This is a genomic window from Pedococcus bigeumensis, from assembly GCF_006438965.1.
GTDB classification, from domain to species: domain Bacteria; phylum Actinomycetota; class Actinomycetes; order Actinomycetales; family Dermatophilaceae; genus Pedococcus; species Pedococcus bigeumensis_A.
The window spans coordinates 1-16661 of sequence record NZ_RCZM01000002.1 but is presented as its reverse complement, the minus strand read 5'-3'; the positions used below and the strand labels follow the sequence as shown (position 1 = coordinate 16661).

Genomic DNA, 16661 nt, shown 5'->3' with positions numbered 1-16661 from the left:
CGGCCCATCCGATGCACCGACGGCAAGACAAAACCATGCGCGGGGAGGAGCATGAGTTTTCCCGGGGCACCAACTCGCGCCTCGCGAGTGAGGAGGCCGTCATGTGGGGACTGCAGAGAATGAACGTCCGCGGCTGGGTCGAGGTGATCACTGCCGCGTTGGCGCTGACGTTCACGGTCCTAGCGATCTGGGACCGTCAATGGGTTGAGGGCCTGGTCGGGGCCGAGCCCGATGGCGGGGACGGATCGCTGGAGTGGCTCCTGGTCGTGATCCCGGCGGTCATCGCGTGCGTCTGTGCCTACGCAGCTCGTCGCACGTGGATCGCTCTCGCGCCGGCCGCCGAGGGCTGAGTGCCGTGAGTGGCCTTCTCGCGTTGCTCAAGGCCCTGCTCGGGATCCCCGGAGCGATCGGCGCGCTTCTGCGTGTCCTGTGGCGTCTTCTCGGGTCTCTGTTTCACCGGGTCCCGGAGCGAGCGGGACGCCTCGACAAGGCCGCCAAGACGCACTGCGTCCCCATCGAGGATCCGGCAATGGTCACCCCCGACCCCCTCATCTACTCCCAGTACGACCTGATGGCTCACGGCCTGGCCGTCACCTGGGACAACCCTGACTTCGGGATCTTCAAGGACGGCCTGAAGGTCGACTCGCACGACCTGGCCAAGAACACGACCTACGACGTCGTCGTCAGGGTGTGGAACGCGTCGACGGACTGCCCTGTGGTCCTGATGCCAGTGCACTTGTCCTACCTCGAGTTCGGCATCGGGACGACGTCCCATCCCATTGCCACCAAGCATGCGGACGTCGGCGTCAAGGGTGGGGTGAACAACCCGGCATACGTCGAATTTGCCTGGCAGACGCCGCCAGTCGACGGTCACTACTGCCTACAGGCGCTGCTGGCACCGGCCAGCGATCTCAACTATGGAAACAACCTGGGCCAACACAACACCGACGTCGTCGAGGCGCACTCGCCGGCGACGTTCTCCTTCCCCCTTCGCAACGCGACGGACAAGGAGCACCGGTACCAGTTCGAGATGGACGGCTTCGAGGTGCAGGCTCGACCGTGCCGGGACGGCGAGGCTGGTCAGGGCAAGCACGCCCCCGTGGGTCGAAACCCGGGCCTGCCAGCGGGCTGGACGGTCGACCTGACCCCGCCCGTCGTAGGGCTGGCGCCGGGGATGACCGCCGCGATCACCGCGACGATCACGCCACCGTCCACATTCGTAGGCGACCAGGTCGTCAACATTCATGCCTTCTACTCCGAGAACCACACCGACCGGCTTGCCGGCGGTGTCTCGGTCACCGTGACGAAGAAGCCCTAGGAGTCACCATGGCCGACAACTACAAGCAGTACACGTCGTGCTGCCAGGCCAAGGACTGGGTGTCCCTGTCCGCCTACCTCGGCTTCGCCGCCGCAGGGCTCGCCGTGGTTTGGATTCCGATCATTGCGCTCGCCGGCTGGTGCGCACTCTTCTACCTCCTGGTAGCGGCCGCGGCTGCGGGGGTGGCAGCCTGCAGATGGTGGCTCGAGGTCCGCCTCGTCTGTCTGGGCGGGGATCGATCCGCCATCGGAATGCTCGTCTCCAGCGAGCCCCCGGCCGACAAGAGCTGGCCAGGCTCGGTCGACAGCGACTTCAGCATGAACCTCCTGCCGTACCCCGCGCTGCCGGGCATCAAGCAGGCCGACCTGGAGCTAACCAGCCCGTATGGGTTCCTCGTCGCCGAGCAGGCGGGAACCAAACAACACGTCGGATTCTTCACTGGGGAGAAGGCGACCGAGAAGAACGGCGTCGAGAGCGCGATCCTGCATGCCGAGTTCGAGGGTGCCGGCGTGCGTGACGTCCTCATCGCCGTCACCGTGGCGCTCGGCCTGGCGATCGCCGCGCTCATCGCCTGTGTCGCGATCCCCCCTCCGTGGGGGCTCATCGTCGCCGGGATCCTGGCCCTCCTGGCGTTCCTGGCCGCGCTGTTCGGCACGCTCTTCGGATCCGGGGATCACGGCGCCCCCGGGGATGTCAAGGGCGCGCCGACGGAGGTCCACGACAACGACCCCGTCACCGGGCTGGGAGCCGACCTGCTCTACGTCTACGGCACCTGGGTGTTCGACTCGCTGCACACGGGCTGGAACGAGATCCATCCCATCAAGAAATGCACCTTCGTCGGGAAATGGGAAGGTGCATGGCCGGCCGACATTGTCGACGTCCAGCATCGGTTGGACGCCGGCTTCGCGGACGCCCGAGACCCCGCCACGGTCAGTCGACAGGCCGAGGACCGATTCACCTGGGCCATCCATCCGCTGGTCGACGGCTGCGGAGAGGCCGTCGACGTTCCTGCCCCCGCACAGGCCGACGCTGGCCTCCACTGAGCCAAGAAGCGCGGGCACGTATCCCTCGTTTCGGTCCACGTCTCCTGGACCTTTGCGCAGTCGCCCATAAGAAGCCGGCCCGTCTGTTGTGACTCCAACCGAAGGCCTTGACACTTGTGGCCGCGAACAACTTCCTCGAGCGTCCGATGGTCGCTCGGTGGGAGCGAGGAGCGCCCCGGAAGCGATGACGCGAACAGGGGGCACGCTAGGAGTGGCGCCCATACCGCCGCCGGCGGTCGTCACGCGGCGATATGACGCAGCAGCACGTCCGTGCGACCTCGGCTGTGTCGCGAGCCCGTCAAGGCAAGGAGTCGGGGAGTAGTCTTCGACTGTCCCTCCGGCTCCATGGACCTTGGAATGCGGGTGAGCCGGGCATATAAGTGCGGCCGCCGACGTGTCGTTCGACGATAGTGCCGAGGCGCCACTCCAATTCAGTTCCACATTGGAGTCGCCATGTGCACCAAAGCCCTTACGCCAACCGCTGGCTCGCACGTCGAATGCTTCTGAAATTGCGTTCTCAGGGTCGAGCCGTTCGCTCGATTCACCCTTGTTTCGCCGACCATCCAGGCGCTTGGCATGTCACGAGACTGTCCCGCGACAAGTGGTGAGCCTGCAGCAGAGGATCAAAGCCGCCCCACATACCGACTCAGCGTCTGGGCTCTTACACGCCGGCGACATAGGCGGTGAGGAAGTGAACGCCGTGTCGGTCGAGGTTTCCGCGAGCGCGGTCGTAGTGCTCGGTCGTCCTGGGATCGGCGTGTCGGGCCAGGATCTGGGCGTCGCGCAGCGGGACGCCGGCGTCCAGGGCGTTGGTGATCGCGGCGTGCCGCAGCGAGTGCGGGCTGATGTGTCGCGGGATGCCGGCGCCCTTCGCGATCCGGGCGATCATCCGGTAGACGTCTCGCCGGTCGATGGGGTTGCCAGTGAGCGGGCGCAGGATCAGTGGTCCGCTGGTTCGAACGCCGCGGCATGCCTCGAGGACGCGCAGCACCGGGACGGTGATCGGCATGGTGGCCGGCTTGTTGCCTTTGCCGACCAGGTGTAGCACCCGGTGTCCCCGCAGGGTTTCGGCGTAGTGCTCGATGCGGACTGCGGCTGCCTCGGAGGCGCGGAGGGCGTTGATGCCGAGCAGGTAGGCCAGCGCGCCGTGGTGGACGGTGATCGTCTGCGCGACTTGGAGGAAACGGATCAGTTCGAGCCGGTCCAGTCCCTGAGTGCGAGACTCGTCACGGTGCACCTTCGGCAGGCGCGCGTAGACAACCGGGTCGGACGTAATCAGGCCGTCGATGTGGGCGAACCGGAAGAAGCCGCGGACGGCGTGCATCATCGTGACCACGGAAGAGTCCATCAGCCCGCGGTCGCCGAGCGGGCGGATGTACAGCTCCACGTGCGCCCGTTGGACGCCCACCAAGGGGTCGAGGCCATGTACCTCGCACCACGAGAACCACTCCCGGAGTTGGTATTCGTACAAGGCGTGGGTGTGTCCGGAGTAGCGGGCTAGGTACGAGACCGCAGCGAGTTGCGCGGTCGACATCGAGGTGGGCTGAAAGGGCAAGAGAGCTGTTGAGTCCGGCATGGCTTCACCTCATGCGGCGACAGCATGAACGGCTTGACCCCGCCCGTCGCCAACGCGGTCAGGCACTCGGACCCAACGACGGTAGCGCCGGGCCTCCAAGCGATCGAAGCGGCAATATGAGACACCTCACGCATCGCCGCATGAGCAGACACTCGACGTGAGCGACGGGCGCCACAGATGGTGATGGGCACGTCTCTCCTCGGCGTGGTAGTTGTCGCATGTGTAGACCGCACTCGGAGCTCGCTCAGATGTAGGACAGACTCGTGGGTATTCATACGAATTCAAGGAGCGACTTGTGCGCAAATTGATCAGCACCGAGAACGTCACCCTGGACGGGTCCATCGAGATGCTCGGGGAGTGGTTCGACCCGCAAGGTCAGGGCGACATGTCCGATCTGATGGAGGAGATCCACCGGCAGGACGCCGAGGCCGACGGGCTCCTGGTCGGGCGACAGACCTTCGAGGATCTACGCGGCTACTGGCCCCAGCTGAGCGACGACAAGACCGGCATCACCGACTACCTCAACAACGTCGAGAAGTACGTCGTCTCCTCGACCATGACCGATCCGGGCTGGCAGAACTCCACGGTGCTCTCGGGCGACCCGATCCAGAAGGTGCGAGACATCAAGCAGCGCCCGGGCAACGACATCGTGCTGACCGGGAGCATCACGTTGACCCACGCCCTCATCGCCGCGGGGCTGGTCGACGAGTACCGGCTGTTCGTCTACCCCGTGGTGCAAGGGCGCGGTCGGCGGCTGTTCCCCGACGGCTACCAGATCCCACGCCTCAACCTTGTGAACGCGCGGTCCTTCGCTTCCGGCATCACCTTGCTCATCTACATACCGCAGGGCTGAAACCGCAGCAGCGACACGGCTACGTGCGTGCCGAACCCACGCGAGCGTTCGGCACATGCAGCGCGGGGAAGCAGGCCGGGAGTAGCTGGGGCTCACCGAGCGAACGCGGGCGAGTCACCGACCTACACTCCCTGTTCATGGACCCCAAGGAGCGAGCGCACGAAGTCATGGGCGCGATGTCGCAGGGCCGGGTCGCCCCGCTGTTCGAAGCGATGGCTGAGGACGTCACCTGGCGCTGGATGCGCGTCAACCAATGGTCCCGGGCGTTCGAGGGCAAGCAGGCTGTGGTCGACAAGCTCTTTGGAGGAGCCACCCAGACACTCGGCCCATCCTCCAGCATCGAAGTGCACTGCATTCACGCTGACGGCGACTGCGTGGTCGTCGAGCACTCAGGACGCAACGAGTTGCCCGACGGCCGCCGCTACGACAACAACTGCTGCTGGGTCCTTAGGTTCCAGGACGGACTGATCCAGGAGGTTCGTGAGTACATGGACACCCGGTTGGCCACCGAGACGTTCGGAGCCGACGAGAGCGCATAGGGCGCATTGAATGCGGCAGCGAGCGAGCTTTCTGGGCCAGGCCGACTCCCGGCGGAAGAGAACACCTGTTTCGCACAATCGTTCAACGAGAACAGCGCCCGCTCAATCGTCAGGTGTCCTGACCGCGTCAGCCCTACAGCCCATCTGTCGACGCACCGAGATCGCGCTCAGCCAGCGGTCGCCCGGCCCGAGCAACTGGTGCCGCAGTTCAGGTCGTGAGGTGGTCGCCGCTCGGCGGACCGGTGAGGATGTTGGGCACGTACTCGAGCAGCTGGATTCTGCCGTCGAAAGTGCGGCTGGCGACCATCTCAAGGCCGACGTCGGGATACCGGTCGTAGATGCGCTCCCGCCCGGTGCTGCCGGTGATGACGGGAAAGACGACCACCCGGAAGCGGTCTACCAGGCCGGCCCCGAGCAACGACCGGCATAGCGTGAGGCTGCCGATCGTGCGTAACCCATGGGGGCTCTGCGCCTTCAGTGACCTAACGGCCTCAACAGGGTCCTCGTGGACCAAGCGCGCGTTGGCCCACTCCAGCGGCTCCTTGAGAGTCGAGGAGAACACGACCTTCGACATCGCGTTCAACTGCGCGAAGCTATCGTCCTCAGTCTCGGCCGCAAAGCCAGACAACTGTCGATAGGTGTTCGCCCCCATCAGGGCCGTGTAGTTGCTTTCCGGCGACTCCTCGAGCCACGTCAGGTACTCAGGTCCGGCGAGGCCCCAGTAGCCCGGCCAACCCTCCCCCGAGCCGTAGCCGTCGAGCGACGTGATGAAGTCCACCAACAGGTCTGGCACCGGATTCCCTTTCGCTTGTGGAACTGCCAGCCTGCATCCTGCGACGCTCAAGGGCAATGTCGCGTGATCGCCCCTTTGTCTATCGTTTGGTCGGCAAAAGCAGTCACCGGAACCCAGCGCTTTACCTCGCTACGGGGTCCGGTGACATTCCCGGCGGCCCGCGCCCGAGGATCTGGTACGGCAGCCCGCTCATCGGCCATGAGAGGACGTTCACAGCACAGCCGGCAGGCGGCGAATAGATGCACCGTGCGGATCGCGGCATGGGCGGACGTTTGAGCGCTCGCCAGCGTTACTGTAACAACGTGCCATACGTTGTCGTTGACGTGGACTCCGATGTTGCAGCGGAGCAGGTGATGGCGGCAGCAACCGACTTCACCGAGCGAAGGCCTGAGTTGTGGCCAAACATCTCTGGCGGGTTTTGGCAGTTGCACGAGCGTGGCCCGACCTGGGCTGAGGCAACGGAGGGCAGTCCGGCTGTCTGGGCACGCGAGCGGTATGAATGGTCGGACAAGCGCGTCGTGGGCACGACGAAGGATTCAAACGTGTGGCAGCCCGGTGGCACATGGACACTCACAGCTGAGCCACGCAATGGCGGAGGCAGTCACATCCGGGTGGTTCTCGACCGACGCTGGAAGGGCAGGGGCTGGCTCTTCTATGTCCCCGTGGCCCTCTTCGGCGAACAGATGTTCAGGAGGAACTTACAGAAGACATTGGACGTGCTCCGCACCCAGCGGTCGTGAGGCAACGGAGTCCTGGGCAGCGGCAAAACCCTTATGGCACGCCCGCTCATCGGCATTGAGCGCCCCCGCTCGCCGTGATATGACGCGGTCCGAATGTCGTTTCCATACCCCGCAGATTGGACGACGCCCCAAGTGGGTAGTGCCAGACCTGACCAGAATGGAAGGAGACCGAGGTGGCGAAGGATCTGAGTGACAGTGAGAACCGTAAGAAGCTGAAGAAGTCGTCGTTCGCGTTGCCTGAGCAGGAGAAGTACCCGATTCCTGACATCGAGCACGCCCGGAACGCTCTGGCAAGGGTGGCCCAACATGGGTCGGCGGCCGAGAAGAAGAAGGTGCGGGCGGCGGTCGAGAAGAAGTATCCGAGCCTGAAAAAAGACGACTGACAAGAACTCTTCTGCCTTGAGCTGACGGTGCGGTTCGTCAGGACTGGTCGCGCGGTTGGCAGAGAGGCCTGACAGTCTGTGCGCTGTGCGGTTGTCGTCTCAGCAGCGGGTCCCGGGCTGTCCCAAGCGAATGGTGTACGGCCCTTGCGGTGGCGTCCGGCTCGACGGCGAGTGCGAGATGATTGCGGCTCCGTGTGTCTTCGACGGGCTCGCAGACCTTCCGGAGGGCTCTGCGAGCGACTGGGGCGCATCGGGCGTCGACCGGCCCCCGGAGCCGTCCGGCCCGTGGCAGGCGCCGTTGATCTTGACCGATCTGAGCGCGCCGCCGGCCGATGCGCAGACGCTGCGCTCCACCGCCCGGCTGCTCGCGCCGAGCTGCGACGCGGTTCTGGTCGGCGACCACCAGGACCGCGCCGACTTCCCGCCCAGCACGCTGGCTCGGTTGATCGACGACGCGGACGCCGTGCCCTGGGTGACGCTTGCCTGTCGGGATCGCAACCGGATCAGTCTCGAGCAGGAGCTACACGCCCTCGCGCTGGACGGTCTGGCCACGGTGCTTTGCGTCACAGGCGACGGTCGGGCGTACGACGTGCACCCGGAGGTGACCCAGGCCTTCGATCTGGACGGTACCCGGCTGGCGGCGTTGGCCGCGTCGCTCGGTCTTCCCGTTGCGGTGGTGGAGACGCCGACCGCGCGGCCGGTGGCCGTGCGTCCCAAGAGATTGGTGCGCAAGCAGGAGGTCGGCGCCCGAGTGGCCGTCCTGAACCACGTGCCGAGGCGGGCCCAGCTGGTCGAGTTCCTGGAGACTGCGCGGGTGGCCGGGCTGGAGATGCCGGTGATCGCCTCCGTCGTCGTGTTTACCGATGAGGTTTCGGCAGCGGCTCTGGCAGGACTGCCGGGTCTGGAAATCGCACCTGAGCGCCTCGAGGCGGTGCTGACGGCCGACGACCCCGTCGCGGCCGGCATCGCAACGGCTGTAAACGAGGCAGTTGAGCTGTTGGAGTTGTCCGGCGTGGCCGGGGTGAACCTGTCCGGGCTCGCGTCGGCACGCGGCGTGCAGGACGCCGCCGAGATCCAGGCCGAGATCGGCCACCGGATCCGAACGACGCGAGGAGTGCGGCGGTGAGCGACTCCCCCGACTCGATGAAGGCCGAGTTCGACACTGTCGCAGCTTGGACTGCGGACGTGGTCGCTGGCCTTGCCCCGGCCTACCGCATCCCGGCGGGATGCCGAGGCAGCGGCAGCCCGGGCGCGCTGCACTGGTTGCTCGACCACCTCGCGCCGGAGGCCGAGGACATCTTCCTGGACTGCGGCGCCGGCGTCGGCGGGCCGGCCGCGTTCGCGGCACGAGAGACCGGCGTACGTCCCCTGTTGACCGACCCTGAGCCCGGAGCCTGCAGGGCCGCCAGCGTGCTGTTCGGCCTTGCGGCGCTGCAGGCAGGCACCCAACTGCCGATCGCGACCGGGTCCATCAGAGCGGGATGGAGCCTGGGTGTGCTGTGCACGGTGAACGACCAGGCGGCATACCTGGCCGAGATCCGGCGGGTGCTGGGGCCGGAGGCGCGCTTCGGGATGATCGTCTACTGCGCCATGCACCCCGGAGACCTCCGCCTGGAACGGCCCGAGGGCAACAACTTCCTCACCGTTGAGGCGCTGGACGAACTGCTCGAGAGAGCGTCACTGCGAGTGCTGACCAGTGGCTGGACCGACCACTTCGCTGCCTTCCCGGCCGACTGGGAAGACGTGATGGCGACGGTCCAGACCGAGCTTGAGCGCCTCCACGGGGACGATCCCCGCTGGCAGACGGCTGAGGTGCAGTCGAGCCGGATGGGCTCGCTGCTCGCGGCCGGTGAGATACGCGGCAGGATGCTCGTGCTTCGGTCGACCTGACCTCGAGCCCGGCTTCAGCGCCAGTCATCACGCGCACAGGACGTGACAGTAGGACCTCCCGCGTAGCTGGCCCAACGCCGATTGCCGGTGTCGGATGCACGGCAGGCACCGGACCTGTGTTAGGGCCTAGCGCGGCGCTGCCCGTCAGGTCACTCCACTTCCGTCGCGTGGCGCCGACGACGAACCAGCAGGCGGGTGCGGCCCCGAGCGACCTGCTCGAGACTGTCCTGGAGGACCGGGACAGTCACCCGACTCGCGGTGGTTCGACGCGGTATGGATCGGACCTGCCAGATGCCACCTCCCTCGCCTCTGATCTCAAGGCTCTGTCGGGCGAGTGAGCGAGCGTCTCACGACTCCGAGCGACTGAACTTCGACACGACCGACCTCCGTGACGCTCGGCGACGGAGCATCCCGACCCGGTCGACATGAGTGCCGCCGACCGGGCTGTGCTCAATACAGGTGCTTGGGGATGCGGCGCTGGCCGTCTACACCCGTGCCATGTTTTCCACCGGCCACGACGCAGACAACAGGGCAGGGGTGAGCGCCGTGCTCGACGTGGTCGGGCTTGGTTTGCACGGCCCGAAGAACGCGGTGGACAAGGTCATCAAGGGCACCCGGGCGCACCGTTGAGCACTCGACTAGCGACTCGATGCGGTGCCCTTACGGGGTCGGGGCTTTGCCGACCGGGGTGGGCTGGACCTCATGTGATCGCGCACAGGCCGGAGCAGCGCGGCGAGCGCGGTGACGTCAGCGCCCGAGAGGGGTTTGAGGAACATCTCGCGCAGAACCTCGACGTGCCCGGGGAGTACCTGAGCCAACCGTTCCCGGCCGGCGTCGGTAATGGTGACCATGACGCTGCGCTCGTCGTCGGGAGCGGGTCCACGCTCCACAAGTCCTGCCTGCTCGAGCAGGCTCGCCTGATAGGTCAGGCCGCTGCGGCTGTAGACCACGCCGTCGGCCAGGTCAGTCATTCGGTGGCTGCCGGTCGGGGAGTCGAGACCGAGCCGAGCCAGCAGCTGGAACTGCACGTAGCTGAGGTCGCCCGCGTCTCGCAGCTGGGCTTCGACGCCGTGGCGCAACAACCCTGCGACCTCCATCAACGCGAAGTAGGCGCCGAGCTGCGCCGGCTCGAGCTTCGGCTGGCTGTCCGTCATGACGTCCATCATAGCGGGAGTTGCTTCGAATCTGAAGCAGTGCTATCGTACGAAAGTGCTTCAAATTCGGAGCAGTTGAATCAAGGGTGAGGATTCTGACATGAAGGCAGTACGTTTCCACGAATACGGCGACCCACAGGTTCTGCACTTGGAGGACGTCGATACGCCGACCCCGGGGGCGGGCCAGGTCCGGGTGCGCGTCGCTGGGACGTCTTTCAACGGCGTTGACGCCAATATCCGGGCCGGACGCATGCAGGGGCCGATGCCCCTGGAGCTGCCGCACATCCCGGGCCTGGACGTGGCCGGGACCGTCGACGCGCTCGGCGCCGGAGTTGACGGGCTGCAGTTGGGCGACTCGGTGATCGGCTTCCTGCCCTTCGGCGACGACGGCGCCACGGCCGAGTACGTGCTGGCGGGCGCCGCGACCCTGGCGCCGGCTCCGGTCAGCATCCCGCTCGCCGACGCGGCGGCCCTGCCCCTGGTGGGGCTCACCGCGTGGCAGGCGCTGTTCGACCACGCGGATCTACGGCCAGGGCAACGGATCCTGGTGAACGGCGCGAGCGGCGCCGTGGGCGGCTACGCCGTCCAGCTGGCCAAGGCAGCGGGTGCCCGCGTCATCGCCACCGCAAGCCCTCAGACCCGTGCGCAAGTGCTGGCACAAGGCGCCGACGAGGTCATCGACCACACTGCCGGCGACGTGAGCGCCGCCCTCAGCGAGCCGGTCGAGGTGCTGCTCAACCTGGCCCCGATCAGTCCAGAGCAGTTCAGCGCGCTGGCTGCCCGGGTCAACGACGGAGGCATCATCGTCAACACCACCGTATGGATGCCCGCTCCGTCCGACGAGGCGCGCGGCGTGCGCAGCATCGACCTGTACGTCCGCAGCGACCCCGCCCAGCTCGCCGAGCTGTCCACCCGCGTCGACCGCGGTGAGCTCACCGTCGACATCGCCGAGCGAGTCCCGATGGCTCAGCTAGTCACCGTTCACACCCGCGCCGGTGATGGGACCCTCGCCGGCAAGATCGTCGTACTGCCGACCAGCGCCTGACCGGCCGTCCGCAGCCGCGGCAAGGACACCCTCGAGAGGCTCCGGGGATGAACGTCAAAGCGGTCGATCGCCTTGAAATTAGCCCGGACGGCTTCTGATCCGACCTGACTGACTAGGTGTGCTGAGCCAACTCGTGAACAGAGATCGCGACGATCACCCATAGGCGGCGGATAGACGCACCACCAGGTCTAGAGATCCCAAGGTGCCTGCAGTGTCACCTCATGGTTGTCCGAGACCCAGAAGATGCCGATTCGCAGCTGCGCGAGTGCTGGGGCAATGGCGTCTACGCGGTCGCGGTGATGCCGATTGTCAGGGAACGCCAAGGTGGGGTACGCGATGCCGCTGGACACCCAGCGGAGAGCTCGGACGACAGCGACGCCGATGTGTGAACCGACTTGGTTGCCGGTGAAGAGTTGGCCGTACCGCTTGGTAGTGGCCTTGGAACTGCCCGCTCCCTTCGCCTCCACAACAAGGTGTTGGCCATCTTTGAGCGCATCGATGTCGTCGCCGTGCTCGTTGGCGTGCGCGGTGGACTGGATCGTCCAACCCTTCGCCCACAATGAATGCCACGACGGCGTCCACTACTTCATCTTCAAGGAGCATCAAGCCAAACTAACGCAGTCGGCGGCAGCCCGACCCAAGGACCGTAGGTGGCCAGCTTCGCCGACTGGCGGCGGAAAGACCGCTGAGCACTACATCGATGACCAGGCGGATCGCGGCAGTCATCCCCAACTCAATTCGGCCGCACAAACGTGTTTAGAGCCCCCCGCAGGGGGCACGTCGCGAGTATGCGTCTGAGAGACCACAACAAGGGAGACCTCGTCCTCACAGGACTGACCCTGACCGTCGCGGTGGCGGCAGCTGCCAACGAAGTTGCCGGCTGGGTCACCCGCCGTAACCGCAAACGCCGCCGCTTCGCGCGTGAGCCGCGCTCGGCGTCGCAGTAGTCACACCCGAGCCCTGGCCAACTGGGTTGAATCAAAACTTCCCTCCAAGCGCCAAGCGCCGTTGCAGGCGCCCACTTAGTACGTACGCGCACGACATGTGAGCTATGACGAACCGGGCCGACAGGCGGCGGAAAGACGCGCGGATCTATGGCCGCGCACGTCCTCCCCACCAAAGGTAGCGACATCGAAAACTGGTCCTTTGTCGGACTCTTGACGCCGAACGCCGCCTCGATGACCCTCTCAATGGTCGCCGCCTGAAAGCTGGCACCTAGGTCCTGCCACCACGGCCTTGATATTCCAAAACCCCCTGCGATCGCGACGAGGTACTCAGTCTGTTCTTCGTACCGGCGAACCGCTTGAGGGTTCCTTGCACCGGGTCAGCGCCTCCCGTGGTCAGCGCCTCCCGCCTCCAGCAGTCCCGCGCGGCTCCCACCGGCGGTGTCGTCCTGTCCCGCCAGCGCCACCCGGGCACGTCGGGGCCCGGGATTGCGAGTGAGGTCCAGCGACAGTTGTGAGAGCCGGGCCGACGCATCCGGTGCCAGGGCGAGGAGGTGTTCGACAGCCGTCTGCAGCTGCGCGGGCGTGGCCGCGTTGGGGTCGAGTGCCGTCCCTAGGCCCGCCGCCTCGATCGCCGCCGCGCCGGTGAACTGGTCGGTCGACAGGGGCAGGAGGAGCAGCGGCACCCCGGCTGCCATCGCCTCGGTCACACTGTTGTTGCCACCGTGGGACACCGCCAGGGCTGCGCGACCCAGGACCGTGACCTGAGGAAGCTCGCCACGGACCAGCCACGACGGTGGGATCGGACCCATCTCGTCAGGGGAGGTGGAGCCGGCGGCCAGCGCGACCCGCACCTCGAGGCCGCGCAGCGCCTCCGCGACACGAGCGAGCACATCCGACCGGACGGAAAGGAAGGTGCCGAGGCTCACGTAGACGATGGGTGCGTCGTCGCGGGCCAGCCAGGCATCCACCTCCCGATCGGGCGTCTCGGAGCGCACCGTGGACCCGAGGAAGGCGTGCCGGGGCAGGAGCGCGGTTCGCTCGGGCGCGTGGAGGTCTTCGGGATAGTTGAGCAGCAGGACGTCGCCAGTCTCGGCGAAGGCGTCGTGGCTGGCGTCCGCGCCCGGGTCGAGAGTGGCCAGCACGGTGTTCCACTGCTCGGTGAACGCATCGCGCACACCCTCACACTGACGACGGAGGGCGTCGAGAGCACGAGGGCTGGGCTGCAGTCGATTCGGCCAGGCAGGAGGGTAGCCGTAGACCTCGTCGCCCACCGTCAGCGCGGAGGGGTGCCCCAGGACGACGTCGGCGTGGGGCACTTGTGCGCCCGTGAGCCCCAGCCGGGCGCTGAAGGCGAGGTGGTCCACGATGACTTGGTCGGGACGCACCCGGTCCACGAGCTCCTGCACCTCACGCGCGACCCGCAGCGGCTCCCAGAGCAGGTCGTCGCCGCGTGCAGCCGCCTGGAACGCCAGGGTCGGCACGGCCCCGAGACGGGTCGCCTCGAAGAACCCCCGCAGGGCCTGGTCCTCGCCGCGGGGCTGGTCCTCGGCGCGGATCACTCCCGGGTTGGACCCGCGCCCCAGACGAAGGTCCTCCCGCTCGAAGCCAAACCTGCGCACGATCGCGTCCGTCGCCGGACCGGTGGCGACGACGACCCGTTCGCCCGCCTCGGCCCACGCGGTGCCGAGCGTGGCGAGTGGGAGCAGGTGCGAGGCGTAGTCAGGACTGATGAGGAGCAGCGTCACGGGTGACCTCCGAGTAGACCGTGGCGAGGGACGAGGCCATCTTGGCGATGCTGAACTGATCGGTCACGACGGCTCTGGCCTGGTGGGCGCGAGCGGCGGCGTCCGGGGCAGCCGCCAGGCCCAGCGCCGCCACGACGGCATCGGCGAGGACGTCCGCCGATGTGGTGTCGACGAGCAGGCCCGTCACTCCGTTCTCGACGTAGGTGGCCGGTCCACCCCCTCCCGGGGCGACCACGACGAGTCCCGACGCCATCGCCTCGAGGATGGCGATGCCGAACTCTTCCTTGAGGCTGGCAGACACGTACACCCCACCCGGCGCGCTGAGGCCGAACCTGCCCAGGCGGACGGCCGCCAACCAGGTGGCGACCACCCCGTTCGGGCGGTGGCCCGCCAACAGCAGACCGCGCTCGGCGGCCCCTGGGCGGGGAACCGACGCGTCGATGCGGGCGAGCTGCTCGGCCTCGTCGTCGGACGGGTCGGCGAGGTCGCCGCCGACGACCAGCAGGTTGCACCGCTCGGCGCACGTCGGGTTGGACGCCCACGCCTCCACCAGCGTGGCCATGCCCTTCACCCGGTGCAGCCGCCCGACGGTGATCGCGAGCGGGAGCTCGCGGCGCGCAGGTGGCAAGGTCGAGAGCAGGAGGTCGAGCTCGGCCAGCGCATGTCGAGCCGGTGCGGGGACTTCGGCTCCCCGAGCGGCCGCCGCCACCTCACGTGCGGCGCGGTCGATGGGCGCGAAGTCGATGCCCTCGGGCACGACGACGGGACGGTCGCCCGCCGCCGGGTCGAGGTGCAGGAGGTCGCGCAGGTCGCGCTCCAGCTGCGGACGAGGGAAGACGACGAGACCTGCGGCGGAGGCGGCGAGGTCGCGCAGCAGCAGCACCCGGAAGACGAGGTGCTCGGCGTGGTCCGCAGAGCCGAAGGTGGCGCGGGTGAGCAGGCCCGACGCCTCGCGTGCGGCGATGAGCGCGTGCGGGTCGGGCGCAAGGGTCAGCACGGTGGGGATGCCCATCTCGCGCGCCACCTCCGCCGCGGCCCACGAGCCGACGTCGGCCATCCGCAGGTGGAGGACGTCGACGGGAGCGGCCGCGCTGAGGGCGCGGCGCAGCCCTTGCCGGACGGGCCGGCGAAGAGGCCAGGTGTCCGCGGCGGGCCGCACCGGTCCGGGCAGGGGAACACCGAGGTAGTGGTGGCCCGGGGACAGCGGGTCCTCGGGCCTCCGCTCGTCGTCGTCGTGGCGGCGCGAGAGAGTCAGCACCCGCGCGATCCGGGGGTCGTCGACGAGCGAGTCGCCCAACTGGACGAGCAAGGTCGCGATCCCACCGGTGTCGCCCTTCCCCGCGTGCAGCAGGCCCCCGTCGATGTCGGCGTGCAGGAACAGCTGGGCGACCGTCAGGCCAGACGGGTCGCGGTCGCGGAGAGGCACCGCGGGAAGGGCTGCGGCGTCATCGACGTCGGGACCGACGAGCCCCCAGGCCTCGAGAGTCGCCTCGGCGAGCATGCCGACGAAGCCGCCCTCCTCGGTCGTCAGTCGCAGGGCGGCGAAGGCCTCCGGCAACACCGGGCAGCGGCACAGGGCCCACACGGCGTGCTCCCGGAGGTACGGCACGGGAGAGGTCAGCAGCGGCACCACGAGCGCAGCCGCCACGGCTGCTCCCCCGGCTGCCGCCGCGTGCACCGCGACGATGGCCGTCAGCTGGTCGGTGTCGTCGTCGATGGCGTCGCGCAGCGCGTAGATCGCGGCGTCACCGTCGACGCGGACGACGTCCACGAGCGGATCGATGAGGTCGATCGCCTCGAGGAATGAGGATGCGTACCGGACCGCGTCGAGCCTCGCCCGGGTCGGCGCCGGAAGGGTGGAGGTCACGCCCGCATGGTAAGCAGAAACCTTGGACAAACCCTAGACGTTCGCGGTGCGCATGCCGTCGGCGAGACTCTTGGCCTCCTCGCAGCTCCGGCGATGAGGACGTGACCCGGATGAGGAGGTAGCCCGATCGGCCGGGTGGACCCGCGAGGCGTCGCTCTCGGCGAGGCCACTCCCCGTCAGAAGCACCTCGGCGAACGGCGCGCGGATCTGCTCGCGTCGTCCTTGAACGTGCAGGCGTCATGGACGCCGACGGTGCACCCCGGGGTCGAAATTCCCGAACCGATTGACCCATAAGCCCACGAGCCCGACCCCACCGCTCTCTTCGCGAACCAGATCATCGAAGTAGTTCCAGAACAGCACGGCCCGTTTGTCGTGGTCTACGAGGTCGTGGAGCAGGAGGTGATCGACGTGATCGCCCTTGTGTGGGCTGAGCCGGCCCCGGTCGCGGACTCGCCCGCTTGCGGCGGTAAGACTGTGAGGATCGCCAGCGCAGCCTGAAGGTGCTGGGCTGTGGTTGGTGACCGCGAGTGTGACCCCCGGAAAGACTGGCTTTGTGCCTTGTTGCGACCTGTCCGCTCGTGGTCACCGGCCCCGGCCCGGTTGGAGGAACTGGCCTGATCAGGAGCTTGACCACCTGGCGTTAGCGGCGCCGGATGTGTCTCATCACAGTCCTGCCGAGCCTTCGTCCCGGACCGGAACCACGTCCCGTCCGGCGAAGGAGAGAACGCATGAACAGTCTGACCGATCTGCGCGAGGTGGTCGATGTCG

16 protein-coding genes are annotated in these 16661 nt (G+C 67.4%); 11 read left to right on the top strand and 5 right to left on the bottom strand.

Annotation, left to right across the window (positions count from 1 at the left end; translation table 11 throughout):
* The first annotated feature begins 101 nt into the window (after positions 1 to 101).
* Genes EAH86_RS05020 through EAH86_RS05010 form a run of 3 tightly spaced genes read left to right on the top strand, consistent with a single transcriptional unit; the run spans position 102 to position 2361 of the window.
* Positions 102 to 350 (top strand): ABC transporter permease, encoded by a 249-nt coding sequence (locus EAH86_RS05020; protein WP_140737570.1) that lies wholly within the window; start codon positions 102 to 104, stop codon positions 348 to 350.
* A gap of 5 nt (positions 351 to 355) precedes the next feature.
* The gene (locus EAH86_RS05015; RefSeq protein WP_140737569.1) at positions 356 to 1318 is read left to right on the top strand and encodes a hypothetical protein; all 963 of its coding nucleotides are present in this window, start codon (positions 356 to 358) and stop codon (positions 1316 to 1318) included.
* An 8-nt stretch (positions 1319 to 1326) separates the two neighbouring features.
* Positions 1327 to 2361, top strand: coding sequence for a hypothetical protein (locus EAH86_RS05010; protein ID WP_140737568.1), 1035 nt, complete (start codon positions 1327 to 1329; stop codon positions 2359 to 2361).
* A gap of 661 nt (positions 2362 to 3022) precedes the next feature.
* Here the strand turns inward: EAH86_RS05010 and EAH86_RS05005 are convergent.
* Positions 3023 to 3895 (bottom strand): tyrosine-type recombinase/integrase, encoded by an 873-nt coding sequence (locus EAH86_RS05005; protein WP_161988564.1) that lies wholly within the window; start codon positions 3893 to 3895, stop codon positions 3023 to 3025.
* 337 nt (positions 3896 to 4232) lie between these two features.
* On the opposite strand from EAH86_RS05005, the gene EAH86_RS05000 reads away from it, so the two are divergent.
* Positions 4233 to 4790 (top strand): dihydrofolate reductase family protein, encoded by a 558-nt coding sequence (locus tag EAH86_RS05000; protein ID WP_140737566.1) that lies wholly within the window; start codon positions 4233 to 4235, stop codon positions 4788 to 4790.
* 137 nt (positions 4791 to 4927) lie between these two features.
* Complete coding sequence (locus EAH86_RS04995; RefSeq protein WP_140737565.1) at positions 4928 to 5329, top strand: nuclear transport factor 2 family protein; 402 nt, start codon at positions 4928 to 4930, stop codon at positions 5327 to 5329.
* A gap of 208 nt (positions 5330 to 5537) precedes the next feature.
* On the opposite strand, the gene EAH86_RS04990 is transcribed toward EAH86_RS04995, so the two are convergent.
* Complete coding sequence (locus EAH86_RS04990) at positions 5538 to 6122, bottom strand: dihydrofolate reductase family protein (RefSeq protein WP_140737564.1); 585 nt, start codon at positions 6120 to 6122, stop codon at positions 5538 to 5540.
* Positions 6123 to 6424: 302 nt separating this feature from the next.
* Between EAH86_RS04990 and EAH86_RS04985 the strand changes: the two genes are divergently transcribed.
* The 5 genes from EAH86_RS04985 to EAH86_RS04965 all read left to right on the top strand — a co-directional run bounded on the left by EAH86_RS04985 (position 6425) and on the right by EAH86_RS04965 (position 9765).
* Entirely contained in the window at positions 6425 to 6862 is a 438-nt protein-coding gene (locus tag EAH86_RS04985) for an SRPBCC family protein (RefSeq protein WP_161988563.1), read from the top strand.
* A gap of 173 nt (positions 6863 to 7035) precedes the next feature.
* Positions 7036 to 7245: a DUF6582 domain-containing protein gene (locus EAH86_RS04980; protein WP_140737562.1), complete on the top strand. Its 210-nt coding sequence runs from the start codon at positions 7036 to 7038 to the stop codon at positions 7243 to 7245.
* A gap of 304 nt (positions 7246 to 7549) precedes the next feature.
* Positions 7550 to 8371, top strand: coding sequence for a methylenetetrahydrofolate reductase (locus tag EAH86_RS04975; RefSeq protein ID WP_206665782.1), 822 nt, complete (start codon positions 7550 to 7552; stop codon positions 8369 to 8371).
* Complete coding sequence (locus tag EAH86_RS04970; protein WP_206665743.1) at positions 8368 to 9135, top strand: class I SAM-dependent methyltransferase; 768 nt, start codon at positions 8368 to 8370, stop codon at positions 9133 to 9135. The genes EAH86_RS04975 and EAH86_RS04970 overlap by 4 nt, the downstream gene beginning before the upstream one ends.
* A 429-nt stretch (positions 9136 to 9564) precedes the next feature.
* A complete protein-coding gene (locus EAH86_RS04965) occupies positions 9565 to 9765 on the top strand; it encodes a DUF2000 family protein (protein ID WP_425325213.1) in 201 nt (66 codons plus the stop codon).
* 8 nt (positions 9766 to 9773) lie between these two features.
* Here the strand turns inward: EAH86_RS04965 and EAH86_RS04960 are convergent, their stop codons facing one another.
* Positions 9774 to 10289, bottom strand: a complete 516-nt coding sequence (locus EAH86_RS04960) for a MarR family winged helix-turn-helix transcriptional regulator (protein WP_140737559.1) — start codon at positions 10287 to 10289, stop codon at positions 9774 to 9776.
* Between the two features lie 100 nt (positions 10290 to 10389).
* Here EAH86_RS04960 and EAH86_RS04955 point away from each other — a divergent pair, with 100 nt between their 5' ends.
* A complete protein-coding gene (locus tag EAH86_RS04955) occupies positions 10390 to 11334 on the top strand; it encodes an NADP-dependent oxidoreductase (RefSeq protein ID WP_140737558.1) in 945 nt (314 codons plus the stop codon).
* A 1324-nt stretch (positions 11335 to 12658) separates the two neighbouring features.
* On the opposite strand, the gene EAH86_RS04950 is transcribed toward EAH86_RS04955, so the two are convergent.
* Together EAH86_RS04950 and EAH86_RS04945 are read right to left on the bottom strand one after the other, a co-directional pair.
* The gene (locus EAH86_RS04950) at positions 12659 to 14026 is read right to left on the bottom strand and encodes a nucleotide disphospho-sugar-binding domain-containing protein (protein ID WP_140737557.1); all 1368 of its coding nucleotides are present in this window, start codon (positions 14024 to 14026) and stop codon (positions 12659 to 12661) included.
* Positions 14001 to 15893 carry a glycosyltransferase gene (locus EAH86_RS04945; protein WP_140737556.1) on the bottom strand — a complete coding sequence of 631 codons (1893 nt, stop codon included), beginning with the start codon at positions 15891 to 15893 and terminating at the stop codon, positions 14001 to 14003. The genes EAH86_RS04950 and EAH86_RS04945 overlap by 26 nt, the downstream gene beginning before the upstream one ends.
* Positions 15894 to 16661: the final 768 nt, after the last annotated feature.